The organism is Streptomyces sp. NPDC048278 (assembly GCF_040652195.1).
Lineage (GTDB): Bacteria > Actinomycetota > Actinomycetes > Streptomycetales > Streptomycetaceae > Streptomyces.
Map to the genome: position 1 here is coordinate 311,737 of NZ_JBEZLP010000001.1, position 22,973 is coordinate 334,709.

Annotated in this window: 21 protein-coding genes and 1 pseudogene; 13 read left to right on the forward strand and 9 right to left on the reverse strand. The window is 72.3% G+C overall.

The annotated features are described in order from the left end of the window. Positions 1-13: 13 nt before the first annotated feature. From AB0D74_RS01440 to AB0D74_RS01450, 3 genes are read right to left on the reverse strand one after another with little or no spacing between them, the layout of a single operon-like run. Positions 14-451 (reverse strand): roadblock/LC7 domain-containing protein, encoded by a 438-nt coding sequence (locus AB0D74_RS01440; protein WP_362578995.1) that lies wholly within the window; start codon positions 449-451, stop codon positions 14-16. Further along, positions 448-2,955 carry a nitrate- and nitrite sensing domain-containing protein gene (locus AB0D74_RS01445; protein WP_362578998.1) on the reverse strand — a complete coding sequence of 836 codons (2,508 nt, stop codon included), beginning with the start codon at positions 2,953-2,955 and terminating at the stop codon, positions 448-450. Before AB0D74_RS01445 ends, AB0D74_RS01440 begins: the two co-directional genes overlap by 4 nt. A gap of 36 nt (positions 2,956-2,991) precedes the next feature. Next, positions 2,992-3,765, reverse strand: a complete 774-nt coding sequence (locus AB0D74_RS01450) for an MHYT domain-containing protein (RefSeq protein WP_362579002.1) — start codon at positions 3,763-3,765, stop codon at positions 2,992-2,994. A gap of 141 nt (positions 3,766-3,906) precedes the next feature. Between AB0D74_RS01450 and AB0D74_RS01455 the strand changes: the two genes are divergently transcribed. From AB0D74_RS01455 to AB0D74_RS01465, 3 genes are all read left to right on the forward strand, one after another. Next, on the forward strand, positions 3,907-4,515 hold the full coding sequence (locus tag AB0D74_RS01455) for a class I SAM-dependent methyltransferase (RefSeq protein ID WP_362579005.1): 609 nt from the start codon (positions 3,907-3,909) through the stop codon (positions 4,513-4,515). Between the two features lie 190 nt (positions 4,516-4,705). Next, positions 4,706-4,954, forward strand: coding sequence for a hypothetical protein (locus tag AB0D74_RS01460; protein WP_362579008.1), 249 nt, complete (start codon positions 4,706-4,708; stop codon positions 4,952-4,954). A gap of 183 nt (positions 4,955-5,137) precedes the next feature. Continuing rightward, positions 5,138-5,995, forward strand: coding sequence for a hypothetical protein (locus AB0D74_RS01465; RefSeq protein WP_362579011.1), 858 nt, complete (start codon positions 5,138-5,140; stop codon positions 5,993-5,995). Between the two features lie 76 nt (positions 5,996-6,071). Here AB0D74_RS01465 and AB0D74_RS01470 read toward each other — a convergent pair whose 3' ends face one another. Beyond that, positions 6,072-6,254 (reverse strand): hypothetical protein, encoded by a 183-nt coding sequence (locus tag AB0D74_RS01470; protein WP_181809683.1) that lies wholly within the window; start codon positions 6,252-6,254, stop codon positions 6,072-6,074. A gap of 412 nt (positions 6,255-6,666) precedes the next feature. Between AB0D74_RS01470 and AB0D74_RS01475 the strand changes: the two genes are divergently transcribed. Beyond that, positions 6,667-7,896, forward strand: a complete 1,230-nt coding sequence (locus tag AB0D74_RS01475) for a lipase (protein ID WP_362579015.1) — start codon at positions 6,667-6,669, stop codon at positions 7,894-7,896. On the opposite strand, the gene AB0D74_RS01480 is transcribed toward AB0D74_RS01475, so the two are convergent. After that, complete coding sequence (locus AB0D74_RS01480; RefSeq protein WP_362579018.1) at positions 7,897-8,442, reverse strand: hypothetical protein; 546 nt, start codon at positions 8,440-8,442, stop codon at positions 7,897-7,899. It abuts the gene before it with no gap. Between the two features lie 183 nt (positions 8,443-8,625). Then, on the reverse strand, positions 8,626-9,792 hold the full coding sequence (xylA, locus tag AB0D74_RS01485; RefSeq protein WP_362579021.1) for a xylose isomerase: 1,167 nt from the start codon (positions 9,790-9,792) through the stop codon (positions 8,626-8,628). Between the two features lie 227 nt (positions 9,793-10,019). On the opposite strand from xylA, the gene xylB reads away from it, so the two are divergent. The 8 genes from xylB to AB0D74_RS01525 all read left to right on the forward strand — a co-directional run bounded on the left by xylB (position 10,020) and on the right by AB0D74_RS01525 (position 19,639). Beyond that, positions 10,020-11,465: a xylulokinase gene (gene xylB / locus AB0D74_RS01490; RefSeq protein WP_362579024.1), complete on the forward strand. Its 1,446-nt coding sequence runs from the start codon at positions 10,020-10,022 to the stop codon at positions 11,463-11,465. Between the two features lie 74 nt (positions 11,466-11,539). After that, positions 11,540-12,748 carry an ROK family transcriptional regulator gene (locus AB0D74_RS01495; RefSeq protein WP_362579027.1) on the forward strand — a complete coding sequence of 403 codons (1,209 nt, stop codon included), beginning with the start codon at positions 11,540-11,542 and terminating at the stop codon, positions 12,746-12,748. Positions 12,749-12,856: 108 nt separating this feature from the next. Then, entirely contained in the window at positions 12,857-13,348 is a 492-nt protein-coding gene (locus tag AB0D74_RS01500; protein ID WP_362579030.1) for an NUDIX hydrolase, read from the forward strand. Positions 13,349-13,509: 161 nt separating this feature from the next. Continuing rightward, positions 13,510-14,997 carry an APC family permease gene (locus AB0D74_RS01505; protein ID WP_362579033.1) on the forward strand — a complete coding sequence of 496 codons (1,488 nt, stop codon included), beginning with the start codon at positions 13,510-13,512 and terminating at the stop codon, positions 14,995-14,997. Then, a complete protein-coding gene (locus AB0D74_RS01510) occupies positions 14,994-16,007 on the forward strand; it encodes an acetamidase/formamidase family protein (RefSeq protein ID WP_362579036.1) in 1,014 nt (337 codons plus the stop codon). The genes AB0D74_RS01505 and AB0D74_RS01510 overlap by 4 nt, the downstream gene beginning before the upstream one ends. Positions 16,008-16,057: 50 nt before the next feature. Beyond that, positions 16,058-16,660 (forward strand): N-acetylmuramoyl-L-alanine amidase, encoded by a 603-nt coding sequence (locus AB0D74_RS01515; RefSeq protein WP_362579039.1) that lies wholly within the window; start codon positions 16,058-16,060, stop codon positions 16,658-16,660. 102 nt (positions 16,661-16,762) lie between these two features. After that, entirely contained in the window at positions 16,763-18,019 is a 1,257-nt protein-coding gene (locus AB0D74_RS01520) for a GAF domain-containing protein (protein WP_362579042.1), read from the forward strand. 96 nt (positions 18,020-18,115) lie between these two features. Beyond that, positions 18,116-19,639 carry an aldehyde dehydrogenase family protein gene (locus AB0D74_RS01525; RefSeq protein WP_362579045.1) on the forward strand — a complete coding sequence of 508 codons (1,524 nt, stop codon included), beginning with the start codon at positions 18,116-18,118 and terminating at the stop codon, positions 19,637-19,639. A gap of 229 nt (positions 19,640-19,868) precedes the next feature. Here AB0D74_RS01525 and AB0D74_RS01530 read toward each other — a convergent pair whose 3' ends face one another. Both AB0D74_RS01530 and AB0D74_RS01535 read right to left on the reverse strand, forming a co-directional pair. Further along, positions 19,869-20,408 (reverse strand): hypothetical protein, encoded by a 540-nt coding sequence (locus AB0D74_RS01530; protein WP_362579048.1) that lies wholly within the window; start codon positions 20,406-20,408, stop codon positions 19,869-19,871. A 280-nt stretch (positions 20,409-20,688) separates the two neighbouring features. Further along, a complete protein-coding gene (locus AB0D74_RS01535) occupies positions 20,689-21,054 on the reverse strand; it encodes a hypothetical protein (protein WP_362580180.1) in 366 nt (121 codons plus the stop codon). Here AB0D74_RS01535 and AB0D74_RS01540 point away from each other — a divergent pair. Then, positions 20,962-22,169, forward strand: a pseudogene (locus AB0D74_RS01540) (IS256 family transposase). The gene AB0D74_RS01535 and the pseudogene AB0D74_RS01540 sit on opposite strands and share 93 nt — an antisense overlap. A 61-nt stretch (positions 22,170-22,230) precedes the next feature. On the opposite strand, the gene AB0D74_RS01545 reads toward AB0D74_RS01540, so the two are convergent. Next, positions 22,231-22,971, reverse strand: coding sequence for a methyltransferase domain-containing protein (locus AB0D74_RS01545; protein ID WP_362579051.1), 741 nt, complete (start codon positions 22,969-22,971; stop codon positions 22,231-22,233). Between the last annotated feature and the right edge of the window lie 2 nt (positions 22,972-22,973).

Here is a 22,973-nt window from a genome sequence, read left to right on the forward strand (position 1 = left end):
GCGGTCTTCCGGGTCAGCCGGCGGCGGGCGGCCGGGCGGCGACGCGCGGTGCGGTGTAGAGGTGCTCGCCGACGCGCTTGACGAGGCGGGCCATCTCGTAGGCGACCAGGCCGATGTCGGCGGTCACGTCGGTGAGCAGGGCGAGGCAGGAGCCGTCGCCCGCGGCGGCCACGAAGAGGAAGGCGTCGTCCATCTCGACCATGGTCTGGCGCACCCCGCCGGCCCCGAAGTGCCGTCCGGCGCCCTTGGCGAGGCTGTTGAAACCGGAGGCCACGGCGGCGAGATGCTCGGCGTCCTCCCGTTTGAGGCCGGTGGAGGCGCCGACGGCGAGGCCGTCGTTGGAGAGCACCACGGCGTGCCGTACCTCGGTGACGCGCAGCACCAGGTCGTCCAGCAGCCAGTCGAGTTCGCCGGAGCGCCGGTCCGTCCTCGGGCTCGGGTCCTGGATCATGTGCGGTCTCCTTCGGTGCGGTCGGTGCCCTCGCGGGGTTCCGGGGCGGCTCCGCGGCCGGGTTGTCTGCCGCCGCCGCGCGTCCACCCGTCGCGGTAGGCGGTCATGCGGTCGCGGACGAGTTCGGGGGTGCGCTCGTCCCCGCCGCGGGCGGGTGCGGGCTCCTCGGCGCGGGGCTCGCGCAGTTGGGGGGCGAGGCTGGCCTGCCGTATTCGGCGCGGCAGGTCGTCGTCGGAGGGCGCGGAGTCCTGCGGTGGGCGGTGCGGCCTCAAGGTGGTGACTCCGGGGGGCGGCGGTTCGGGCGCGGGGCGCGGTGCGGTGCGGGTGGCGGCGAGGGCGGGCCGGCCGGCGGAGGCGGGCTCCGGCAGGACGGCTGCGCCGGGCACGCGCGCGTAGGCGCGCGCGGATGCCTGTTCGGTGTCGGCCGCGGGGCGGTCGGGACGTTCCGCCGGGCCGCCGTGCAGCAGGGCCTTCGGCAGCAGGACCACCGCGGTGGTGCCGCCGTACGGCGAGGTGCGCAGATGCACCTTGATGCCGTGGCGGGCCGCGAGCCTGCTGACCACGAAGAGGCCGAGCCGGTCGCTGTCGAACAGGTCGAGGGCCTCGGACTGCTCGATGCGCCGGTTGGCCTCGGCGAGGGTCTCCTGGCCCATGCCGAGGCCGCGGTCCTCGACCTCCAGGGCGTAGCCGTTGCCCACGGGTTCTCCGGTGACACGCACGCGCGTGTGCGGCGGCGAGAACTGGGCGGCGTTCTCCACGACCTCGGCGAGCAGGTGCGTGAGGTCGGCGACGGCGGCGCCGACGACGGCCGCCTCGGGGAGCTGCCGTACCTCCACGCGCGCGTAGTCCTCGACCTCGGACACGGCGGCCCGTACCACGTTGGTCAGGGACACGGGCATCCGCCAGGCCCGGCCCGGGGCGGCGCCGGAGAGGATGATCAGGCTCTCCGCGTGGCGGCGCATCCGGGTGGTGAGGTGGTCGAGGCGGAAGAGGTCGCTCAGTTCGCCGGGGTCGTCGGAGCGGCGTTCCATGCTGTCCAGCAGGCTCAGCTGGCGGTGGACCAGGATCTGGCTGCGGCGGGCGAGGTTGACGAAGACTCCCGAGATGCCGCTGGCGAGTTCGGCGCGTTCCACGGCGGCGCGCAGGGCGGCGCGGTGCACGGTGCCGAGGGCCTCGGCGACCTGTCCGGTCTCGTCCTCCGCGGGCGGTCCCGGGGGCGCCTCGGCGCGGACGTCGATCTCCTCGCCGGCCCGCAGCCTGTGCATCGCCTCGGGGAGCTTGCGGCGGGCGATCTCCAGGGCGCTGTTGCGCAGGCTCACCAGCTCGACGACGAGGCCGCGCCCGATGCGCACCGAGATGACGAGCGAGGCGATCACGGCGAGCAGACCGAACAGGACGGCGGCGCCGGCCGGGGTGAGCAGGCCGCGTGCGAAGGGGTCGGCTCGGCCGGCCACCGCGCGTGCCGTTCCGGCCTGGATGCCGCGCATGCCGTCCTGCACGCGCGTGTGCGCGGTGTTCCAGGCGGCTTCCGGGGCCGCGCCGACCGCCTTGGCTCCGGGCGAGCTCGCGAGGATCCGGTCCTCGGCGGCGCCCAGCGCGCTGTAGTCGTCGCCGTCGGCGAGCCGGTGCCAGGCGGTGCGCTGGGCGTCGGGCAGGTCGGCGACGGCCGCGTCGGTGAGGACTCGGCGGGTGTCGACGGCGCCGGTGAACAGCCGCAGCCGCTCGCCGTCGAGTCCGCCGGCCAGCCGGGCACCGCCGAGGACCGCGTCCTCCTGGGCCAGCGCCTCGCCCGCCCGGGAGAACTCGAGCAGCACGCGCGCGTCGGAGCCCATGTCGTCCGCCTGGATGCCGGTGAGGGCGCCGTCCACGGCGAAGGCCGAGGCGATGGCCCGGGTGTACTGACCGTAGGCCGTGTCCCAGCCGGTGCCGCGGTTCTGCACCGCTCGCCGCAGGGTGCGCAGCTGCTCGGCGCCGGTGACGAAGGCCTTCAGGCGCTGGGCGACACCGGAGGGCAGTTCCTCGCCGTCGGCGACGGTGCTGTCCTTGCCGAGCCGCAGTGCGGCCACCGCCTGGTCGGTGCCGGCGCCCAGCCTTCTGAGGTCGGCGGTCTGTTCGGCGGTGGGGTCGGTCGCGTAACGGACCGCGGCGGCCCGCTCGGCCTGGAGGGCGGCGACGGCGGTGGCGACCGGGGTGCGCAGGGCGGCGTCGACGCGCTGGGACTGGCGCAGCCGGGACACGTCCTGCGCCGTGGTGACCGTGGCGTACGCCCAGAGGGCGAGCAGGGACATCACCGGCACCATGAGCAGGCAGACGACCTTGGCCCGCACGGTCCGCGGGCGGAGCCGCCACCCTCCGGGCCGGACGGCCGGGTTGTCCGCCGCGGTGCCGGCCATGTCGTCGTCCGCCTCGTCGGCGGGCGGTCCGGCGTGCGCGCGGCGACCGCGTACCGGCCGCGGTGACGGTGTGTCCGGGCCTGCTGTCGGGGTCCTACGGGGTGTACGCATGGCCTCCTCGCTCGGGAGAGGTGGGTCGGCGCCGGGTCAGCGCGCGGCGCCGGCGACGGGCCGCTGGGCCGAGGCGGACGCCTCGCGCTCCCCGGCCGTGGGCGAGAGCGCGACGAAGGCCGAGGTGAGGAACAGATAGGAGCCGAGGCCGACGGCGAGGGGGAAGATGAACTGCATCGCCGTGGCCCCGGGCAGGGGGCTGCCGGAGGGCGTGACGTGCACGCCCACCGCGAACATGCCGGTGTAGTGCATGCTGCTGACGGCCGCTCCCATGACCAGGGAGGCGACGGTGACCGCGACGGGCGAACTGATGTTGAGCGCCGCCCACAGGGCCGCGGTCGCGGCGACCACGGCGATGAGGACGGAGAGCGCGACGAGCATCGGGTCGTAGCGCACGGCGCCGTGCAGCCGGACGGCCGCCATGCCGAGGTAGTGCATGCTGGCGACGCCCAGCCCGGTGGTGAGTCCGCCGAGCAGGAGTGCCCGGTTGCGGTCGCGGCTGTAGCCGACGGCGAAGACGCCGGCGCTGACGACGACCACGGCGACGAGCAGGCTGAGGATGGTCAGCGGCACGTCGTAGCGGATGTCGGTGCCGCTGACGCTGAAGCCGAGCATGGCCACGAAGTGCATGGTCCAGATGCCGGTGCCGAGCGCGGAGGCCGCGGTGAGCAGCCAGTTGCGGCGCGCGCGGCCGGTGCTCGCGAGCGCGCGGACGGTACAGCGCAGCCCCAGTGCGGCGCCTATGCAGGCCATGGCGTACGACAGCACGGGGGTCAGCCAGCCGAAGGTGGCGTGGTGCAGATGTCCCATGGCCCAGGGACGCTAGGGGGCATGGGCGCACAAAGGGGGCGCATTTCGAAAGGTGTTGCAATATGACTCAGAGATGTGCCGGAACGATCGCCTCCCGCTCGAACGTGCGCACAGGGTCGTCCTCCGTGACGGTGAGGGATCATGCGGACCATGAGCGATGACCACACGCATGTCCGGGAGTTCTTCACCGCACGGGCGGCCGACTGGGACAGCCGGTTCCCCGACGACGGTCCCGCGTACGCGGCTGCCGTCGCCGATCTGGGACTGCGCCCGGGCGGCCGGGTCCTCGACGCGGGGTGCGGCACCGGACGCGCCCTGCCGCCGCTCCGCCGGGCCGTGGGGCCCACCGGCGTGGTCCTCGGGATGGACCTCACGCCGGCGATGCTGCGGGCCGCCCGGCAGGCCGGCCGGGACCGTGACGGGCGGCTGCTGCTCGCCGACGTCGCCGCGCTGCCGGTGCGGTCGGAGTCCCTCGACGCCGTGTTCGCCGCCGGCCTGATCGCCCATCTGCCCCGGCCGGCGGAGAACCTGCGGGAGTTGGCACGCGTGGTCCGCCCCGGCGGTGCCCTCGCCCTGTTCCACCCCATCGGCCGGTCCGCCCTGGCGGCGCGCCAGGGACGGCAGATCACGCCGGACGACCTGCGCGCGGAGGGCAACCTCGGCCCGTTGCTGGCCGGCTCGGGCTGGCGCATGACGTCGTACGTGGACGAGGACGCCCGGTTCCTGGCGCTGGCGGTCCGCGGACGTTAGCCGGGGCCGGCCGAGGCCCTGAGGCTGTCCCCTCTTCGCCACGCCCTCTTCTGTTGCCGGAGCTTCAACCCTACGTTCGACGGAGGAAGGCAGATGTTCGCGGGCGAAAGCCGACGAGGGGAAGGGGGCCCGCGTGTTCGACCGGATCCGCAGGTACGTAGGCAGAGGGCGTGGCACTGAGGGCGGAGCGGTGCCGGAACGGGGTGCGAGCCGTGAGCGGCGCGCCCACAACTTGTTCGAGGCCGCGGCTGCCTATGTCGCGGCCCGGGCGGAGGACGACCAGGACCTGATCGAGGAGGCGGCGGGCTGGGTGTCGCCGGAGGCGCTGTCGTTCGGGGTGAGCGAGCTCGCCTGCCGGGCCGTCGTCACCCTGGCCCGGGAACGCGACGAGTCGCCGGCGACGGTGGCACGCGACCTTCTCGGCCTGCCGGTGGCCTGACCCTCTGCCTCCCGGTGGCCTGACCCTTCGGCACCGCCGGAGGGGTGGGACTTCCGTGCCTTCGAGGTCGTTTCGTCCCCTCCCGGTGGAAACCTGCAGCTCGCGTGTGGCGGCCGGTCGTGACAACGGCCTTCCCGTCGCATTAGGGTGCGCGCCGTTGGACGAACCACTGGGGAGGCAGGGATGGCCGGGACCGACGAGGAGGCCGTCGCCGCGGACGAGGCACTGTACGTGCTCACGGCGGTGCTGCTGACGCCGGCGAAGTTTCCGAGCGTGCTGGGCGACGACTATCCGGAGGCGTGCGCGGCGCTGGAGCTGGCACCGCGCGCCGACGGGTACGGCCTGGTGCTCGGCCAGGACGGCGAAGGGGCACGCTGGACGGTCGTCATCGACGACGTCTCGCTGGTCGCCGTCGCGATCGCGACCTGGGACTGCGGGATGGAGTACGACCTGTCGCCGGACGAGCGCACGGTGGTCGCCGCCCTGCCCGGCTGGCCGCTGGCGGTCGCCGTGGCGGCTCCCAACGTGCCGGCGCCGCACGACCCCGGCCCGGAGGTGGCGGACCAGGCCCCGCTGACCCCGCCGGACACCAGCGTCTGGGGTCCGGCGCAACGGCGGCTGGGCGCGGACGAGATCGCCCTGCAGTGGGCGATCTGGCGGGAACAGATCGGCGACGACCTCTTCCCGGCACCGGGGACGGCCGCCGAGGCCGCAGAAACCCCCTCGGGGGCCTCGGAGGAGGCTCCGGCGGACGCCGGGGCGGCGCCGAAGGGTCACGTCGGTGTCCGCAGGGTCCTGGCCGAGGCGCGGGCCTACGTGGACTCGCCCCCGCCGCTGGGCCGGGTCCGCTCCTCGTTCGCCCCGGGCGACGCCCGCACGCTGCGCGCCGACGGGCCCGGCTGGTCGCTCGTGGCCCGGACCGACGACATCGCCTTCGTGCTCCTCGACGACGAACCCGGCGAGGTCCTGCCGGTCGGCCGGGGCCCCGAGTTGCCCGGCCTCCTGGAAGCCCTCGACAAGATGGCCGTACGTCCCCTGTGAGCCTCCCGGGCCGCACCCCGCCGCAGGCCTGTCAGGGAGGCCTGTCAGGGGCGGGGCGCGGTCCCGGGCGGGCGGCTCAGCGGCCGATCTCCTTGCGCGTGACCCGGCGCAGCCTGCGCCGCTGCGAGGGGTCGAGGGTGAGGTACGCGGCCACCGGGACGCCCACCACGATCAGGAACGTCACCCACCAGGGCAGCCATATCAGCAGGATGAGCCCGACCGCCACACCTCCTGCGGCGATCTTCGCGTTCTTCGACATCAGCGTCGCCTCCTTCGCGGCCCTTGCCGCTCTCTGATCTGAAAACGGGCCCGCGCCTCCCGCGGTTCCGGACCACGACCCTGAGACATCCCTGACGAGCTACCCCTACTGGCCTCCGCCGACCCCCGGGCACCGACTCGAACAGAGGGTGAAGCAGCTGCACTCCCAGCGTAACCACTCCCGGTCGGCTGCCGCGCCGGGCGGCGTGCGGAGGGAGGCGGCTCGGTCCTACGGAAAACCCCACCCGTACACGCCGGTTGGCCGGATGGGCGGTGGCTGCGGGGGTTCGTACGGTCACGGTATGAAGCGAACGAGTACGAAGCGAACAAGCGTGAAGCCGGCGAGTGTGAAGCCGGCGAGCACGAGGCGAACGAGTGTGCGGCGAATCGGCCGGGCGGTGGCGGTTTCGGCGGTGACGGTGGCCCTGACGGCAGGCGGCGCGACGGCCGTGGTCGCGCAGGGATCGAGTCCGCCGGCGGCGGCCGTCGCCCCGGTGGGGGCGCAGGTGTCGCGGGGCACGGTGGTGTCCGTCGAGCATCTGCGGACGCTGACCGCCCGGCAGGCCGCGGCCGAGCTGGCGGGCGACGAGGACGGCGGGCCCTGGGACACCGGCGCCGTGCGGTACGGCCTGGACACCTTCAGGATCGTGTACCGCACGGTGGATCCGCACGGCAGGCCCACCACGGCCAGCGGGCTGCTGGCCCTGCCGCGCAACGGTGAACGGCGGCTGCGCGCGGTGTCGTTCACGCACGGAACCGAACTGTTCAAGGGTGACGTCGCCTCGGTCTCGACCGAGGTATGGGACCAGGCACCCGCCCTGACCTACGCGTCCGCCGGGTTCGCCGCGGTGCTGCCCGACTACCTCGGACTGGGTCTGGGCCCCGGCCCCCAACCCTGGATGGACGTGCCGTCGGAGACGACGGCCGCGCTGGACATGCTGCGCGCGTCCCGCACCGTCGCGGCGCGGCAGGGCCGGGAGATACGCCGGGGAGTGCTGGCCACCGGCTTCTCCCAGGGCGCGTCGGCGGCCCTGGGGCTGGCCCGGGCGCTGCAGGAGGGTGCCGACGGCTGGTTCCGGCTCCGCGCGGTGGCACCCGTCAGCGGCGCCTACGCGTTCCGGGACGCGGAGATCCCCGCACTGCTGGCCGGGCGCACGGAGCCGAAGGCGAGCGTGATCTACACGGCGCTGGCCCTGGTCTCGTTCAACCGTCTGCACCACCTGTACGACACGCCCGCCGAGGTGTTCCGGGCGCCGTACGACCGCACGGTCGAGGACCTGCTGGACGGCACCCACACCGGTCAGGAGGTCGTGGCCGGCACCCCGGACTCCCTCGGCGCGCTGCTCACCGCCCGCGGCCGGGCGATGCTGGCCCACCCCACCGGAGCGATGGCGGCGGCCCTGCGGACCACGGACGGCGTGTGCAGCGACTGGGTGCCACGGGCTCCGGTCAGGCTCTACTACGCCGACGGGGACGAGCAGGCCGTCAACGCCAACACGGCCCACTGCCACGCCGCCCTGCGCGCCCACGGCGTCGAGGCCCCGCCGGTCGATCTCGGCACCCCGGACTACGGCGGTTCCCGGCATCTCGGTTCCCAGCAGGCGGGAACCGCCGCCGTGGTGCGGTGGTTCCGGACGCTGTGACTACCCCAGCAGCGAGGGCAGCAGGGAGTCCAGACCGCTCGGCAACTCGCTGGGCAACTCGCTGGGCAGCCCTGAAGGCCACTGCGAAGGGAGTTCGCTCGGCAGGCCCGACGGCAGGCTGCTGGGCAGCTCGGTCGGAAGGCTGAACGAAGGCCGGGCCGGACCGGAGGGGCTCGGGCTGCCGGTGCCGGGCTTGTTGTCGGTCGAGCCGTCGCCACCGGACGCCATCAGGACGACGACGGCGACGGCCACCGCCACCACCAGCAGGGCCACAACTGCGAACAACGGCCCCCTGCGCCGGCGGGGCGGCACCGGCGGGCGTGGGGGCGTCCAGCCCACGGCGGTGGGCGGATCCTGGTCGCCGGGCGGAGCGCCGAAACCGGCCTGCGGGGGCGGGGCACCGAAGCCGGCCTGCGGGGGCGGGGCGAAACCTTCGTGCGGGGGCGGATCGTAACCCCCGTACGGCGGCGGGTCGTAGTGTCCACCGGACGGCGGGGTGCCGTCCGGCGGGCCGGGCGGTCGTGGCGGTACGGGCGGCATGGCCATACCGTCAAGAGTCACCGCGTTCCGGTCATCGCGCGAGACCGGCAAGGGAGTTGGCACGGACTCATGCCACGGACCGCACGGTTCCGGAGCATTTCCGGTGCGAACCGGTCGTGAGCCCGCCGGAAACGACACGCGCGCGTGAGGGCGTCGCCGCGGAGGCGGCCGTCACGCGCGCGTGCGTGGTCAGCCCCGGGCGCCCAGCAGGTGGTCCATCGCCAGCTGGTCGAGGTGCTCGAAGGCCATCCCGCGTGCGGCGGTCGCGTCCGCGTCGAACTCCTCGAAGGCCGTGCGGTCGGCGAGGAGCGCCTGGAGGCCGTCCGCGGCGGTCGGCTGGGCCAGCTGGTCCAGCCGGGAGGCGCGCAGGGCCTCCTGGACCTCCGGGTCGGCGCGGAAGGCGGCGGCGCGCTCCTTGAGGATCAGGTAGTTGCGCATGCAGCCGGCGGCCGACGCCCACACGCCGTCGAGGTCCTCGGTGCGCGGCGGCTTGAAGTCGAAGTGCTTCGGGCCGGCGTAGCCGGCGCTCTCCAGGAGGTCGACCAGCCAGAAGGCGGCGCGCAGGTCGCCGGCGCCGAAGCGCAGGTCCTGGTCGTACTTGATGCCGGACTGGCCGTTGAGGTCGATGTGGAAGAGCTTGCCCGCCCACAGGGCCTGCGCGATGCCGTGCGGGAAGTTCAGGCCGGCCATCTGCTCGTGGCCCACCTCGGGGTTGACGCCGTACAGCTCGGGGCGCTCCAGGCGCTCGATGAACGCGAGCGCGTGGCCGACGGTGGGGAGCAGGATGTCGCCGCGCGGCTCGTTCGGCTTGGGCTCGATGGCGAAGCGCAGGTCGTAGCCCTGGGAGGTGACGTACTCGCCGAGGAGGTCGAAGGCCTCCTTCATGCGGTCGAGAGCGACCCGCACGTCCTTGGCGGCGCCGGACTCGGCACCCTCACGGCCGCCCCAGGCGACGTACGTCTCGGCGCCCAGTTCGACGGCCAGGTCGATGTTGCGGATGGTCTTGCGCAGCGCGTAGCGGCGCACGTCACGGTCGTTCGCGGTGAACGCGCCGTCCTTGAAGACCGGGTGGGTGAAGAGGTTGGTGGTGGCCATCGGCACCTTCATGCCGGTGGCGTCGAGGGCCTGCCGGAAGCGCTTGATGTGCGACTCGCGCTCGCTGTCGGAGGACCCGAAGGGGATCAGGTCGTCGTCGTGGAACGTCACACCGTGGGCGCCCAGTTCGGACAGGCGCTGGACCGTCTCGACGGGGTCGAGGGCGCGACGGGTGGCGTCGCCGAACGGGTCCCTTCCCTGCCAGCCGACGGTCCACAGGCCGAAGGTGAACCTGTCCTCGGGGGTGGGCTGGAAGCTCATGCCGCGGCTCCTTGCTCGGGGGCTGTGCTCGATGACTGCGGTGGATGACCGATGGGCGACTGTCGTGCCGCCTATTTCGTCATCGCGGTTTACAAATTAGTATGCCGACGCGTCCCTGGGAAGGGTCACCCTGTCCCCGAAGGACGAAAACCGGGTCGCGACACCCCGACGACCCGGGAAACCTGCAGGTCAGATACACCGCGTGCCGCGGAAAAAGGGAGAGCCCGATGTCAGCAGCCGAGGGTCCGCTCGTCGTCGGCGTGGACACGTCCACCCAGTCCACCAAGGCGCTGGTCGTCGACGTGTCCACCGGCGAGGTCGTGGCGAGCGGCCAGGCACCGCACACCGTGACCACCGGCGCGGGCCGGGAGAGCGATCCGCGCCAGTGGTGGGACGCGCTGTGCGAGGCGCTGCGCCAGTGCGGGGACGCCGCGCACGAGGCGGCGGCCGTGTCGATCGGCGGGCAGCAGCACGGTCTGGTCACCCTGGACGAGCACGGCGAGCCGGTGCGTCCCGCGCTGCTCTGGAACGACGTCCGCTCGGCGCCCCAGGCCCAGCGGCTGATCGAGGAGCTGGGCGGCCCGAAGGCCTGGGCGGAGCGCACCGGGAGCGTGCCGGGCGCGTCGTTCACGGTCACCAAGTGGGCCTGGCTGGCGGAGCACGAACCGGAGGCGGTCCGGGCGACCAGGGCCGTACGACTCCCCCACGACTACCTCACCGAGCGGCTGACCGGGCTGGGCACGACCGACCGCGGCGACGCCTCCGGCACCGGCTGGTGGGCGTCGGCGACCGAGGCGTACGACGCGGAGACCCTCGCCCACGTGGGCCTGGACCCGGCGTTCCTGCCCCGGGTGGTCCGGCCCGGCGAGGTCGCCGGCACCGTCCGGGACAGCCATGACCTGCCGTTCTCCAAGGGCACCCTGGTGGCGCCCGGCACCGGCGACAACGCGGCTGCCGCGCTGGGCCTCGGGCTGCGTCCCGGCACCCCCGTGCTGAGCCTCGGCACCTCGGGCACGGTGTACGCGGTCTCCCGGCACCGGCCCGCGGACCCGACCGGCACCGTGGCGGGCTTCGCCGACGCGCACGGCGACTGGCTGCCGCTCGCCTGCACCCTGAACTGCACCCTCGCGGTCGACCGGGTCGCGGCGCTCCTCGGCCTGGACCGCGAGGCCGTCGAGCCCGGCACCTCGGTGACCCTGCTGCCGTACCTGGACGGCGAGCGCACCCCGAACCTGCCGAACGCCTCCGGCCTGCTGCACGGCCTGCGCCACGACACCACCGCGGGCCAGCTGCTCCAGGCCGCCTACGACGGTGCCGTGCACGCCCTGCTGGGCGCTCTGGACCTGGTGCTCGACGAGGACGCCGACCGGACCACCCCGTTGCTGCTGATCGGCGGCGGCGCCCGGGGCCGGGCCTGGCAGGAGACGGTACGGCGGCTGTCGGGGCGGCCGGTGCAGGTGCCGGAGGCGAAGGAACTGGTCGCCCTCGGCGCCGCCGCGCAGGCGGCCGGGCTGCTCACCGGAGAGGACCCGGCTGCGGTGGCACGGCGCTGGAACACGGCCGCGGGGCCCGTGCTGGACGCGGTGGAGCGGGACGCCGCGACGCTGTCCAGGATCTCCGGGGTACTCTCCGACGCGGCCCCGCTGCTGGAGCGGGCGCCGGAGAACCGCTGACCGGCAGAGCGCTGTCGAGAGAGTTCGGGAGGATTCGAGAGGATCCCGGAGCGTCCCAGAGGATTGATGGAAGCATGACCGCACCGCTGCACGAGGCCCGCCCGACGGCGACCGGCCGTGCCCTGCCGGACACCCAGCAGGGCATGCGCCGGCGCAACCTCGCGCGCGTGATGCACGCGGTCAGTGCGGAGGGCTCGCTGTCGCGGGCCGCGGTCGCCTCGCGCATCGGCCTCACCAGAGCGGCCGTGTCGACCCTCGTCGACGAGCTGATCCGCTGGGGACTCCTGGAGGAACTGGGGCCCGAGCGGCCCAGCCGGGTCGGACGGCCGGGTTCGGCGCTCGCGGTGAGCGGGCACGGTCCGGCCGGTCTCGGGGCGGAGGTCGGGGTCGACCATCTCGCGGTGTGCGCGGTGGACCTGCGCGGTGAGGTACGCGCGCGTGCCGAGCGGCACGGTGCGAACCGGGGCCGGGATCCACGCCCGGTGCTGGCGGAGCTGACCGGGCTGGTCCGGCGGGTGGCGGCGGACGCGGAACGGCACGGTCTGTGGCCCGCCGGTCTCGCGGTCGCCGTCCCCGGTCTGGTGGCCCGCGACGGGCACACGGTCGTCCACGCCCCGAACCTCGACTGGCACGACACCGACCTCGCCGCGCTGCTGCCCGCCGACCTCCCGCTGACGGTGGACAACGAGGCCAACTTCGGTGCCCTGGCCGAGCTGTGGCTCGGGGACGCGACGCCCCCCGACTTCCTGCACGTGTCGGCGGAGATCGGCATCGGCGCCGCCGTCGTGGTGGACGGACAGCTGCTGCGCGGGAAACGCGGCTTCGCGGGCGAGCTCGGCCATGTACCGGTCCACCCCGACGGGCCGCGCTGCGCCTGTGGCGGGCGCGGGTGCCTGGAGCAGTACGCCGGCGAGGAGGCGGTGCTGCGCGCGGCCGGCCTCGAATCCCGCGAGGACGCGGTCGGGCTGCTCGCGCAGCGGGCGGGCGCCGACCACGAGGCCGTACGACGGGCCCTGGAGGACGCCGGTCGGGCCCTGGGCATCGCCCTGACCGGCGCGGTCAACCTCCTCGACCCCGAGTCCGTGGTCCTGGGCGGAGCGCTGGCCGGTCTCGCGCCCTGGCTCCTGCCGTCGCTGGAGGCCGAACTGGCCGACCGCACAACGGGCCCGGCCTGCCCGGTGTCCGTCTCCCGCCTGGGCTCGGAGGGCCCCCTCCTCGGCGCGGCCCACTCGGTGATCCGTGCCGTCCTGGACGATCCGGCGACCGTGGCTGAGCGGGTCTGACCGGGACGTGCCCGGAAGTCTCCGCCTTCCCGCCCGCGGGTTCGGGACGGCCGCGCCCTGGGGAGTCACCCTGAAGTTCCTTCGGACTTCGGACTTCGGGAGGTTGGCGTGGCCGAGTGGGTTCCCCGCGAGGAGTGGATCAGGACCCAGCCCCAGGCTCTCATCGCGTCGTGCGTGTTCCTACGGGACGAAGGTGATCGGGTCCTGTTGCTGCGCTACGGTCCCGGTCAGCCGGTGGCCGGCGAGTGGTGGCTGCCGGGCGGGATGCTCGACCACGGCGAGGATCCCGTGACCGCGGCCCGGCGGGAGATGCTGGAGGAGACCGGCATCGTTCTCGGCCCGGCGCCCAGGCTGCTCGGTATCGACCACCGGGCCGACGTGGACGGCACCGGCCCGGTGCTGGACTGCTACTTCGACGGCGGGATCCTCGCCGAGGGGACCGCGGTACGGCTCAGCGACGAGCACGACCGGCATGCGCTGTTCTCCCTGCGGGAGTTGGCGGCGACGCCGCTCGTCGCGCCGTTCTCGGCCCTCGTCGCGCTCCATTCGGCGGCGAGTTCGGGTTCCTGCGTCTGTCTGCGGGAGGGAGAGCCCGTGTGAGGCGCGCACTCCCTTCACCCGTCCGGGTGCGGAGGTTGTCCACAGTCGCCGCTCCGTCCACGGAACCCCCTGGCGCCCTTCTGCCCAACCCGCAAGCGCCGTACCGTGATTCACGCGAGGCATCCGCTTGATCGAGGGGAACACGCACGTCGGGGGGACGTATGTCGGCAGAGGCGGTCGCGGGACTGCGGCGGGACGCGGTCGGGCTGCGGGAGGTGCTGTTCCAGAGCGTGACGGCGATGGCGCCCGCCGCGGCCGTCGCGGCGTCCATTCCGGCGGGGGCGGCGTTCGCCGGAGGCAGCCTGCCGCTGGCCGTGCTGATCGCCCTGGTGGCCTGTCTGTTCACCGCCTCGTGCGTGGCCGAGCTGGCACGCGAGTTGCCCGCCGCCGGCTCCGTGGCCACCTACGCGGCGCAGGGGCTGCATCCGGCCGTGGGATTCCTGGTCGGCTGGGGTTATGTGTTCGTGGAGGCGCTGGTGCCGCCGTTGCTGCTGCTCCAGCTCGGGTTCACCGCGGCGGGGACCCTGCATGACGAGTGGGCCTCCTACCCGGCCGACCTGTGGTGGCCGTGGGCGCTGGCCGGCGCGGCCGTCATCGCCGTCACCGGGTATCTGGGGGTGCGTGCCTCGGCCCGCTTCGGGACCGTCCTCGGGGTCTTCGAGATCGCGGTGTTCCTCGTCTTCGCAGGATGGCTGATCATCCGGGCCGGCGGCCACAACACCCTGTCTGTGTTCGGTACTTCGCACACGGCGGACGGCTACGGAGGGGTCGGCGGGGTCTTCGCCGGTTCCGTCTACACCGTGCTGGCGTTCGCCGGCTTCGAGGCCGCCGCGCCGCTCGCCGAGGAGACCCGCGACCCGCGCCGCACGATGCACCGCGCGGTGCTCGGCGCGGCCCTGGGGATCGGCCTGTTCTACGTGGTGACGACCTATGCGATGACCGTGTACTTCGGCCCCGGCCGGTTCGCCTCCTTCGGGGCGGCGGGCGAGGCGTCCTGGGAGGGGGTCGCCCGGGCCTCCTTCGGGCTCTTCTGGGTGCTGGTCTTCCTCGCGGTCGTGAACTCGACGATCGCCAACGCCAACGCCTGTGCCAACGTGTCCACGCGGACGGCCTTCGCGCTGGCCCGCATCCGGGTCCTGCCGGGCGTCCTCGCCACGCTCCACCCCCGGTACCGCTCCCCCGTCGCCGGCATCGCGGTCCAGACGGCCGTGGCGGTCGGCGCCGTGCTCGGGCTGGGCTTCGGCTACGACCCGGTGACCGCGTTCCTGTTGCTGGCCACGGTGATCGTCACGGTCGTCGTGGGCGTCTACATCGTCGTCAACCTCGCCTGTGCCGGCTACTTCCTGCGCCGCGGCCGACCGTCCCTCAAGCCGGTACGGCACCTCCTCCTCCCGCTGCTGGGCATCGTGGCCTTCGTCCCCGCCCTGCTCACCGCGGCGGGGCTGCCCGTCTTCGACTTCGTGACGAGGCTGACCGCCCCGGTGTCGTACGCCGGTCCGGTGGTCGGTGTGTGGATGGCGACCGGAGCGGTCGTCCTCCTGGTACTGATCCGGCGTCACCCCGAACGCATAGCCGAGACCGCGCGGGTCCACCTCGAAGACGACACGCCACGCACCGCCACCGCACAGAACGGAGCACCACCGCGATGACCGACCCCCGGATCCTCACCGTCCGGCCCGGACCCGACGACTACGCCTGGACGTTCGGCGGGGCTCCGCCGGTGGCACGGATCGCACCCGGCACCGTCCTGGACCTGTACACGGAGGACTGCTTCGCCGGCCGGGTGCGGTCCGAGAAGGACCTGGTGTCCGAGGTGTGCGAGTTCCCGTTCCTCAACCCGCAGACCGGGCCCTTCCACATCGAGGGCGCGGAGCCGGGCGACACCGTCGCCGTGCACTTCGTGTCGATCGAACCCGCCCGGGACTGGGCGGCGTCGACGACGGTCCCCCTGTTCGGCGCGCTCACCTCCACGCACACCACCGCCACGCTCCAGCCGCCGCTGCCGGAGACGGTCTGGATCTGGCAGCTGGACCGCACCCGGCGCACGGCCCTGTTCCGGGCGCACGAGGGCGGCATCGAACTGGAGCTGCCGCTGGACCCGATGCACGGCACGGTCGGGGTGGCCCCCGCCAATCTGGAGGTGCGCTCCGCCCTGGTGCCGGACGCGCACGGCGGGAACATGGACACGCCCGAGATGCGGGCCGGCGTCACCTGCTACCTCGGGGTCAACGTCGAGGGCGCGCTGCTCAGCCTCGGCGACGGGCACGCCCGGCAGGGCGAGGGAGAGACCTGCGGGGTGGCCGTGGAGTGCGCGATGAACACCGTGGTGATCGTCGAGCTGCTGAAGGGGATCGCGACGCCGTGGCCCCGGCTGGAGTCGGACACGCACATCGTCTCGACGGGCTCGGCGCGTCCGCTGGAGGACGCCTTCCGGATATCGCAGCTCGACCTGGTGCAGTGGCTGGTGCGCGACTACGGGTTCGGCGAACTCGACGCCTACCAGTACGCGACCCAGACGGTGGAATCGCCGTTGGCCAACGTGTGCGACACCAACTACACGTGTGTGGCCAAGCTCCGCAAGGAGTGGCTGCCCGCGCGCGAGACTTACCGCGGACTGCATGCGCGACTGCGCGAGACGGCGGCGGCCCTGCGCCGCTGACCGCCCTCGATCCCCGTGCTTCGAGCACGCTTCCGAAAGGCACCCCATCCATGGACCGGGCACGACCGCTCCCCAGCAGGCGACGGCTCCTGAAGGGCGCGGCCCTCGCCGCCGTCCCGTACGCGCTGCTCCCCGCGGGCCGGGCGGGCGCGCAGACCGGGGTCGTCGACTATCCGTCGGCCGAGTGGCAGGCGGCGAGCAGCGAGAACCGGACACCGGCCCAGCGCCCCGACGAGTACGCGATCGACCGGGTGATCATCCATGTCACGCAGCAGTCGTACGCCGGCACGCTCTCCATCTTCCAGAACCCGAAGAAGCGGGTGTCCGCGCACTACCTGGTCCGCTCGGCCGACGGGCATGTCGCGCAGTGCGTGCGGGAGACCGACGTGGCCTGGCACGCGGGGAACTGGGACTACAACACGCGGAGCATCGGCATCGAGCACGAGGGCTGGGTGGACAGGCCGGAGTACTTCACCGACGCCCTGTACCGGGAGTCGGCGCGGCTGACGGCGTCGATCTGCGAGAGATACGGGATCCCGAAGGACCGCGAGCACGTCATCGGCCATGTCGAGGTGCCGGGGACCGACCACACCGATCCGGGCAAACACTGGGACTGGGTGCGTTACATGAGGCTGGTCGGCCAGGCGGAGTGAGACCGGTGGAGCGGTCCTCGCAGCGAGACCGGTCGAAACGGTTGTCGGCGCGAACACCCGGCGTGACGATGTCCCCAGCCGTATCGCCGTCGGGAGGCCGAGTTGACCGATCCCTGGGTGGCCCTGGAGCCGGGGGCCGACCCCGCCGAGCGCGTCCGGGTGCTGCGCCGGGCACACGAGACGTTCACCACGGCGGGCACCGTGCCGCGCCCGGTGCGGTCCGTGGTGGCCGAGTCGTGGCGGCGTTCCGCGCGGGCCGGGGTGGGTCCGGACGGCGCGGCGCGCGTGGAGCTGACGGACGGTGACCTCGGGGCGTACCGGGCGGAGCATCCGCTGGCCCGGGTGATGCCGCTGTTCCGGGAGCTGATGGGCACGTTCGCGGCGGACGGCGAGCATCTGCTGGCGGTGTGCGACGCGGACGGCAGGCTGCTGTGGGTCGAGGGCCATCCGGCGACCCGGCGCCGGGCGGACCGGATGAACTTCGTGCCCGGCGCCCGCTGGTCGGAGTCCGCGGTCGGGACCAACGCGCCGGGGACGGCGGTGGCCGTGGACCGGGCGGTGCAGGTGTTCGCGGCGGAGCACTTCATCCGTCGGGTGCAGCCGTGGACGTGCGCGGCTGCGCCGGTGCACGATCCGCGTACCGGGCGGGTGCTGGGTGCCGTGGACATCACCGGCGGCGACCGGCTGGCGCATCCGCACAGCCTGGGCTTCGTCCAGGCGGTGGCGCGGGCCGCCGAGTCACAGCTCGCGCTGCTCGATCCGCCGGCGCCCGCCGACGAGACTCCCGCGCTGACGGCCCTCGGCCGGGACGAGGCCGAGCTCCGGCTGGACGGCCGCCGGATCCGGCTCGGTCGCCGGCACAGCGAGCTGCTGGTGCTGCTGTCCCGCCACCCGGAGGGGCTGACCGGTGACGAGCTGCTGTGCGCGCTGTACGAGGACGAGTCGGTGACGCCGGTGACACTCCGGGCGGAACTGGTCCGGCTGCGCAGGCTGCTGGGCCCGGGGCTGCTCGCCTCGCGTCCGTACCGGCTGGCCGCGCCAGTCGAGTCGGACGCGACCGTGGTGGAGCGGCGGCTGGAGGCGGGCGCGGTGACGGCCGCCGCGGGGGCGTACACCGGCCCGCTGCTGCCGGGTTCGCAGGCGCCCGCGGTCGTACGGCTCAGGCGGCGGCTGACGGACGGGCTGCGGGCCGCGCTGATCGGGTGTCAGGACCCCGACCTGCTGGCGGAGTGGGCGCACGCGCCGTGGGGCGAGGACGACGTCGAGGTGTGGCGGGCGCTGGCGGCGGTGCGGCCGACGGCGGTCGTACGGTCCCGCCTCGCGGCCCTGGAGGCGGAGCTCACGGTGCCGGTCGGCTGACCTGCCGCGCAACGTGGGCGCAACGTCCGTTCCCCTAGCCTCCGCGCCGGGAGCTGCCCGACGGCGGGCAGCGCATCTGCAAGGAGGCAGGCCACCATGACCCGTTACACGGCGCCCGGCACCGAGGGCGCGATCGTCTCCTACCAGGCGCGCTACGACCACTTCATCGGCGGCGAGTACGTGCCGCCGGCCCGCGGTCAGTACTTCGAGAACCCGTCGCCGGTGAACGGGCAGCCGTTCACCGAGGTGGCCCGGGGCACCGCCGAGGACGTGGAGCGGGCACTGGACGCGGCGCACGCGGCGGCGCCGGGCTGGGGCCGTACGTCGGTGACGGAGCGTTCCGACATCCTCCTGAAGATCGCCGACCGGATGGAGGCCCACCTCGAACCGCTCGCGGTCGCCGAGAGCTGGGAGAACGGCAAACCGGTGCGGGAGACGCTGGCCGCCGACATCCCTCTGGCGATCGACCACTTCCGGTACTTCGCGGGGGCGATCCGCGCGCAGGAGGGTTCGCTGGGCGAGGTCGACGACGACACGGTGGCGTACCACTTCCACGAGCCGCTCGGGGTCGTCGCGCAGATCATCCCGTGGAACTTCCCCATCCTGATGGCGACCTGGAAGCTCGCGCCGGCCCTCGCCGCCGGGAACGCGGTCGTCATCAAGCCCGCCGAGCAGACCCCGGCCTCCATCCACTACTGGATGAGCCTGATCGCGGACCTGCTGCCGCCGGGCGTGGTGAACATCGTCAACGGGTTCGGCGTGGAGGCGGGCAAGCCGCTGGCGTCCAGTCCGCGGGTGGCGAAGGTCGCCTTCACCGGCGAGACCACCACCGGGCGCCTGATCATGCAGTACGCCTCGGAGAACATCAAACCGGTCACGCTCGAACTGGGCGGCAAGTCCCCGAACATCTTCTTCGACGACGTCTGGGCGCACGACGACGACTTCCGGGACAAGGCCCTCGAAGGCTTCACGATGTTCGCGCTCAACCAGGGCGAGGTCTGCACCTGCCCGTCCCGGGCCCTCGTCCAGCGCGGCCACTACGCCGAGTTCATGGCGGCGGCGGTCGACCGCACCCGCCAGATCAAGCCGGGGCACCCGCTCGACACCGACACGATGATCGGCGCCCAGGCCTCGAACGACCAGCTGGAGAAGATCCTCTCCTACCTGGACATCGGCCGGCAGGAGGGGGCGAAGATCCTCACCGGTGGCGAACGCATCGACTACGACGGTGAGTTGAAGGGCGGCTACTACGTCCAGCCGACCATCTTCGAGGGCGACAACCGGATGCGGATCTTCCAGGAGGAGATCTTCGGCCCGGTCGTCTCGGTGACGTCCTTCGACGACTTCGACGACGCGATCAAGACGGCCAACGACACCCTGTACGGGCTCGGCGCGGGCGTCTGGACCCGCGACATCAACACCGCGTACCGTGCGGGCCGTTCGATCCAGGCCGGCCGGGTGTGGACCAACTGCTACCACGCGTACCCGGCACACGCCGCGTTCGGCGGCTACAAGCAGTCGGGGATCGGCCGCGAGAACCACAAGATGATGCTGGAGCACTACCAGCAGACCAAGAATCTGCTGGTTTCGTACTCGCCGAAGAAGCTGGGGTTCTTCTAGAGAAACAGAAAAAGGGCGCCTGAGCTGGGAAGTCTCCCGCCAGGCGCCCTTCTCGGTTGCCACCCCGCCTCGCCAGGAGACGGGGAACCCTCCCAACGATTCATCGACGCCTCGATCAACTGGTTGGCATGATCTCGGGTCCCGGCCAAGAACTTCGCGTAGCAGGCGAACAGAACCTGGATGCTCTGGCCCGCCCTGCGAGCACACTCGGCGGAATCCACACCGGAGGCTAGCCAGAAGGAAATTCCGGCATGGCGCAGGTCGTAGGCCGCTTGGCGAGGTTCAGTGCGTGCTCGTCCAAGGCGAGTGTGGCTTCCCTGGCGCGTCCCCAGGTGACGCAGTAAGCCGCGGTGTCGATGTAGTTGCCAGCCGCGTTCTGAAAGATCCTTCCGTCGGCGGAGACACCGAAACGGGCGATGTGGTCTCGGAGGATACGAACGAATACCGGCGGGATGGGAACCGGGCGCGTGGCCTTGGCCGCGCGCCGCTTCAGGGAGTGGATCTCGTGAACCGATCCGTCGTCTGTCCATTCCTTCCCCGAAGTGACAATGCCACCCTTCAGGTTGAGCAGCCCCCAGCCGCTTGAAGGCAGGCGGCACTGCACCTTCCTGAGGTGGATCACCTCCGCCGGGCGCATGCCGGCGTAGTACATACACGCGAAGAAGGCGTAGACGTGCGGTCCGCGCCCCGGCAGCCGACGTACCGAATCAAGCAGGCGTGCCACTTGAATGAGGTTGGGTACGCAGTCGGGGTCGACGGTGTCGTCCACCTCGGGAGCCGTCCATCGCAGACCGATCCGAAATAGGCAGCGACTTGCTTTCGAGCCAGTCCAGAGCAGCCTGCCACTCCGCCCGAGGCTCTGCTCACCAGCCCTTCTTGTTGAATGCCCAGGAGTACACCGCCCTGCGCAGCACTCGGGGCTCACGGTAGACGGCACCCTTCTCCACAAAGGCGAGGGTGACGGCGGCCAGCCCTTCAGCAATGGTTCGCCGGGTGCCTCCCGGAGTCCGGTCCCAGCGTGTGTCCACGTACTCCCGCGCCACCGCGTACTAGATTGTGCGCTGCCGCAGTGCGCGCAACTCGGACGCCGGCAAACCCGTTTTCGGATCAAAAGGCTCGCCGTCGCGCGCAGCACTCATGAGCTTGGCCCTACGAGGAGCAATGCTCAATACCTGTGGATCAGCCTGACGGAAGGGCGCGTACCTTCCCGATGGATCGATCGATAGGTCATCGAGCAAGGCCGACGTTGCACCGTCGGCCGGGAAGGCACGCCCGTGCTTACGGTAGTCACCGAGGACGGCACCACGCCAAGCGGCAGCTCGCTGCTGGATGAGATCGTCCGGGAAGGCGCCAGGCGGATGCTGGCCGCGGCGTTGGAAGCCGAAGTCAACGCCTATATAGCCGAGCTGTCTCACGAACGGGACGGTGATGGGCGTCGGCTGGTGGTCCGTAACGGCTACCACCAGCGCAGAAAGTCGCCACCTCGGCCGGAACCGTCCAGGTCAGGGCGCCGCGGGTCAACGACAAGCGCACCGACGAAGTCACCGGGGAGCGTAAGCGGTTCTCCTCGGCGATCCTGCCGTCGTGGTGCCGGAAGTCCCCGAAAATCAGCGAGGTGCTGCCGCTGCTCTATCTCCACGGCCTGTCCTCCGGTGACTTCGTGCCCGCGCTGGAACAGTTCCTCGGGTCCTCGGCCGGCCTCTCGCCCGCGACGGTGACCCGGCTGACTACGCAGTGGCAAGCCGACCTCACCTCCTTCCAGGGCCGTGATCTGTCCGCCACGGACTACGTGTACGTGTGGGCGGACGGCGTGCACCTGCGGATACGCCTGGAGGAAGCGAAAGCTGCGGTCCTGGTGCTGATGGGCGTGCGAGCGGACGGCACGAAGGAACTGATCGCGATGACCGACGGATACCGCGAATCGTCCGAAGCGTGGGCGGGCCTGCTGCGGGATTGCGCCCGCCGGGGCATGCGTGCACCGGTCCTGGCCGTCGGCGACGGCGCACTCGGCTTTTGGAACGCGCTGAACGAGGTGTTCCCCGACACCCGCCATCAGTGGTGCTGGGTGCATAAAGCTGCAAATGTGCTCGACGCCCTCCCGAAGTCCGCCCAGCCCGCGGCCAAGCGTGCGATCCAGGAGATCTACAACGCCGAGGACAAGGAGCACGCGGCCGGGGCAGTCCGCGACTTCGAGCGGGCCTACGGGGCGAAGTACCCCAAGGTCGTCAAGAGGATCACAGATGACGAGGATGAGCTGCTGGCGTTCTTCGACTTCCCCGCCGAGCACTGGGTCCACCTGCGGACCACCAACCCGATCGAGTCGACCTTCGCCACCGTGCGGCTGCGGACCAAGGTCACCAAAGGTGCAGGCTCCCGGGCCGCGGCACTGGCCATGGTCTTCAAGCTCATCGAGTCCGGCCAGGTCCGGTGGCGGGCTGTGAACGCGCCCCATCTCGTTGCTCTGGTCCGCGCCGGGGCCCGCTTCGAGCGCGGCCACCTCGTCGAACGACCCGAGACCCTCGCGGCATGAACAAGTTCCACCGCAGAAGCACAGATCTGCCTGTGTGTGGAGTCGGGTCACCCGCTTGTGTCTAAAGGTCCGCTACGAGAAGTCGGTAGCCAACGTCAAGCGTTTCACGGTCGAGCAGGTCCGCGTGGCGTTCCTGCCACAGGCCGCAGGACAGGTCGCTGGACAGCCGGGTCAGACCCGGGCGGAGGACCTCCTCGCCAGTCTGGGCGAGCATCGAGATGCCGGCTCGCACGTTCGGATCGAGGTATGCCTCAGGTCGGCGCCAGAAGGCGGCGCCGAATCCGTCGATGCAGTCATGCGGAACCGGGACCCTCTCGACGCGGGCGTCTCCCAGCAGCGCAATCAGCCGATCGATGGGGACGGCCTGTGTGTCGGTGAACGCGGCTACCTCGGGCAGGTACTCGTCCAGCAGCCAAAACCTGCGGAAGACGGCTTGGTCCCAAGTGAAGATGACGACGCGTTGCCAGGCGATCCGAAGGAGTTCCCCGATACCGGCTTCCAGGTCCGTCCAGTGGTGCACAGTCAGGATGGCCATCGCCGCGTCGGCCGAGTCGTCGGCGATGGGGATCGACTCTGCGGATGCCTGCAGGGCCCGCGCAGATCCGGCCGGACGTTGGGCGATCATCACTGCACTGGGTTCAACCGCCAGCATGGTCTGCGGTGGTTCGTAAGAGCCGGCGCCAGCGCCGACATTGATGACAGTCCCGGCATCGCCAAGCGCCTCGTGGATCTTGACAGCGATCCGGTGGTCGGGGCGTCGCGTGTGATTGTAGGTCGCACCGATGCGATCATACGTCGTCACGA

Bases quoted from the DNA above. Each gene is read 5' to 3' on its own strand.
- AB0D74_RS01440 (WP_362578995.1), bottom strand. From the start codon at position 451: ATGATCCAGGACCCGAGCCCGAGGACGGACCGGCGCTCCGGCGAACTC.
- AB0D74_RS01445 (WP_362578998.1), bottom strand. From the start codon at position 2,955: ATGCGTACACCCCGTAGGACCCCGACAGCAGGCCCGGACACACCGTCA.
- AB0D74_RS01450 (WP_362579002.1), bottom strand. From the start codon at position 3,765: ATGGGACATCTGCACCACGCCACCTTCGGCTGGCTGACCCCCGTGCTG.
- AB0D74_RS01455 (WP_362579005.1), top strand. From the start codon at position 3,907: ATGCGGACCATGAGCGATGACCACACGCATGTCCGGGAGTTCTTCACC.
- AB0D74_RS01465 (WP_362579011.1), top strand. From the start codon at position 5,138: ATGGCCGGGACCGACGAGGAGGCCGTCGCCGCGGACGAGGCACTGTAC.
- AB0D74_RS01470 (WP_181809683.1), bottom strand. From the start codon at position 6,254: ATGTCGAAGAACGCGAAGATCGCCGCAGGAGGTGTGGCGGTCGGGCTC.
- AB0D74_RS01480 (WP_362579018.1), bottom strand. From the start codon at position 8,442: ATGGCCATGCCGCCCGTACCGCCACGACCGCCCGGCCCGCCGGACGGC.
- xylA (WP_362579021.1), bottom strand. From the start codon at position 9,792: ATGAGCTTCCAGCCCACCCCCGAGGACAGGTTCACCTTCGGCCTGTGG.
- xylB (WP_362579024.1), top strand. From the start codon at position 10,020: ATGTCAGCAGCCGAGGGTCCGCTCGTCGTCGGCGTGGACACGTCCACC.
- AB0D74_RS01495 (WP_362579027.1), top strand. From the start codon at position 11,540: ATGACCGCACCGCTGCACGAGGCCCGCCCGACGGCGACCGGCCGTGCC.
- AB0D74_RS01505 (WP_362579033.1), top strand. From the start codon at position 13,510: ATGTCGGCAGAGGCGGTCGCGGGACTGCGGCGGGACGCGGTCGGGCTG.
- AB0D74_RS01510 (WP_362579036.1), top strand. From the start codon at position 14,994: ATGACCGACCCCCGGATCCTCACCGTCCGGCCCGGACCCGACGACTAC.
- AB0D74_RS01515 (WP_362579039.1), top strand. From the start codon at position 16,058: ATGGACCGGGCACGACCGCTCCCCAGCAGGCGACGGCTCCTGAAGGGC.
- AB0D74_RS01525 (WP_362579045.1), top strand. From the start codon at position 18,116: ATGACCCGTTACACGGCGCCCGGCACCGAGGGCGCGATCGTCTCCTAC.